Origin of the sequence: Yersinia sp. 22-579 (assembly GCF_030433455.1) — a bacterium.
Classification (GTDB): Bacteria; Pseudomonadota; Gammaproteobacteria; order Enterobacterales; family Enterobacteriaceae; genus Yersinia; species Yersinia enterocolitica.
In genome coordinates this window covers 1-3,094 of record NZ_JAUJTZ010000032.1, presented here as the reverse complement: position 1 = coordinate 3,094, position 3,094 = coordinate 1, and the positions used below count along the sequence as shown (strand labels likewise).

The window sequence follows — 3,094 nt, the reverse complement described above, 5'->3', positions numbered from 1 at the left end:
TCTCTCAAATCCAAAACACCTTCGGTGTTGTAAGGTTAAGCCTCACGGATCATTAGTACTGGTTAGCTCAATGCATCGCTGCACTTACACACCCAGCCTATCAACGTCATAGTCTTTAACGTTCCTTCAGGGGGCTTAAAGCCCCAGGGAAGACTCATCTCGAGGCAAGTTTCCCGCTTAGATGCTTTCAGCGGTTATCTCTTCCGAATTTAGCTACCGGGCAATGCCATTGGCATGACAACCCGAACACCAGTGATTCGTCCACTCCGGTCCTCTCGTACTAGGAGCAGCCCCTCTCAATCTTCCAACGCCCACGGCAGATAGGGACCGAACTGTCTCACGACGTTCTAAACCCAGCTCGCGTACCACTTTAAATGGCGAACAGCCATACCCTTGGGACCTACTTCAGCCCCAGGATGTGATGAGCCGACATCGAGGTGCCAAACACCGCCGTCGATATGAACTCTTGGGCGGTATCAGCCTGTTATCCCCGGAGTACCTTTTATCCGTTGAGCGATGGCCCTTCCATTCAGAACCACCGGATCACTAAGACCTACTTTCGTACCTGCTCGAGCCGTCACTCTCGCAGTCAAGCTAGCTTATGCCTTTGCACTAACCTCACGATGTCCGACCGTGATTAGCTAACCTTCGTGCTCCTCCGTTACTCTTTGGGAGGAGACCGCCCCAGTCAAACTACCCACCAGACACTGTCCTCACCCCAGATTATGGGGCCGAGTTAGAACATCAAACATTAAAGGGTGGTATTTCAAGGTTGGCTCCATGCAGACTGGCGTCCACACTTCAATGCCTCCCACCTATCCTACACATCAAGGCTCAATGTTCAGTGTCAAGCTATAGTAAAGGTTCACGGGGTCTTTCCGTCTTGCCGCGGGTACACTGCATCTTCACAGCGAGTTCAATTTCACTGAGTCTCGGGTGGAGACAGCCTGGCCATCATTACGCCATTCGTGCAGGTCGGAACTTACCCGACAAGGAATTTCGCTACCTTAGGACCGTTATAGTTACGGCCGCCGTTTACTGGGGCTTCGATCAAGAGCTTCGCCTTGCGGCTGACCCCATCAATTAACCTTCCAGCACCGGGCAGGCGTCACACCGTATACGTCCACTTTCGTGTTTGCACAGTGCTGTGTTTTTATTAAACAGTTGCAGCCAGCTGGTATCTGCGACTGGCTTCGGCGCCGGGAGCAAGTCCCTTTACCTAATGCCAGCGTGCCTTCTCCCGAAGTTACGGCACCATTTTGCCTAGTTCCTTCACCCGAGTTCTCTCAAGCGCCTGAGTATTCTCTACCTGACCACCTGTGTCGGTTTGGGGTACGATTTAATGTTACCTGATGCTTAGAGGCTTTTCCTGGAAGCTTGGCATCAACTACTTCACCACCGTAGTGGCTCGTCATCACACCTCAGCGTTGATAAGCAACCGGATTTACCAAGTCACTCCGCCTACATGCTTAAACCGGGACAACCGTCGCCCGGCTAGCCTAGCCTTCTCCGTCCCCCCTTCGCAGTAACACCAAGTACAGGAATATTAACCTGTTTCCCATCGACTACGCTTTTCAGCCTCGCCTTAGGGGTCGACTCACCCTGCCCCGATTAACGTTGGACAGGAACCCTTGGTCTTCCGGCGTGCGGGTTTTTCACCCGCATTATCGTTACTTATGTCAGCATTCGCACTTCTGATACCTCCAGCAACCCTCACAGGTCACCTTCAACGGCTTACAGAACGCTCCCCTACCCAACAACGCCTAAGCGTCGCTGCCGCAGCTTCGGTGCATGGTTTAGCCCCGTTACATCTTCCGCGCAGGCCGACTCGACCAGTGAGCTATTACGCTTTCTTTAAATGATGGCTGCTTCTAAGCCAACATCCTGGCTGTCTATGCCTTCCCACATCGTTTCCCACTTAACCATGACTTTGGGACCTTAGCTGGCGGTCTGGGTTGTTTCCCTCTTCACGACGGACGTTAGCACCCGCCGTGTGTCTCCCGTGATAACATTCTTCGGTATTCGGAGTTTGCATCGGTTTGGTAAGTCGGGATGACCCCCTAGCCGAAACAGTGCTCTACCCCCGAAGATGAGTTCACGAGGCGCTACCTAAATAGCTTTCGGGGAGAACCAGCTATCTCCCGGTTTGATTGGCCTTTCACCCCCAGCCACAAGTCATCCGCTAATTTTTCAACATTAGTCGGTTCGGTCCTCCAGTTAGTGTTACCCAACCTTCAACCTGCCCATGGCTAGATCACCGGGTTTCGGGTCTATACCTTGCAACTATTCGCCCAGTTAAGACTCGGTTTCCCTACGGCTCCCCTATTCGGTTAACCTTGCTACAAAATATAAGTCGCTGACCCATTATACAAAAGGTACGCAGTCACACCACGAAGGTGCTCCCACTGCTTGTACGTACACGGTTTCAGGTTCTATTTCACTCCCCTCGCCGGGGTTCTTTTCGCCTTTCCCTCACGGTACTGGTTCACTATCGGTCAGTCAGGAGTATTTAGCCTTGGAGGATGGTCCCCCCATATTCAGACAGGATGTCACGTGTCCCGCCCTACTCATCGAACTCACAACATATGCATTTTTGTGTACGGGACTATCACCCTGTACCGTGCGACTTTCCAGACGCTTCCACTAACACATATGCTGATTCAGGTTCTGGGCTCCTCCCCGTTCGCTCGCCGCTACTGGGGGAATCTCGGTTGATTTCTTTTCCTCGGGGTACTTAGATGTTTCAGTTCCCCCGGTTCGCCTTGCATGGCTATGTATTCACCATGCAATAGTGCAACGAATTGCACTGGGTTTCCCCATTCGGGTATCGTCGGTTGTAACGGTTCATATCACCTTACCGACGCTTTTCGCAGATTAGCACGCCCTTCATCGCCTCTGACTGCCTAGGCATCCACCGTGTACGCTTAGTCGCTTAACCTCACAACCCGAAGGTGTCTTTACAGACAACTTGTGCTGTGATTATTTGAGAGACTCTAATACAGGTTAATCCTTATCTCAGTACTTCTACGGAGAGATAAGTTTCAGCTGTATTGTTTCAATTTTCAGCTTGTTCCAGATTGTTAAAGAGCAATAT

1 rRNA gene is annotated in these 3,094 nt (G+C 51.6%); it reads right to left on the bottom strand.

The annotated features are described in order from the left end of the window. Positions 1–31: 31 nt before the first annotated feature. A 23S ribosomal RNA gene (locus QSV56_RS21815) occupies positions 32–2,938 on the bottom strand. Positions 2,939–3,094: the final 156 nt, after the last annotated feature.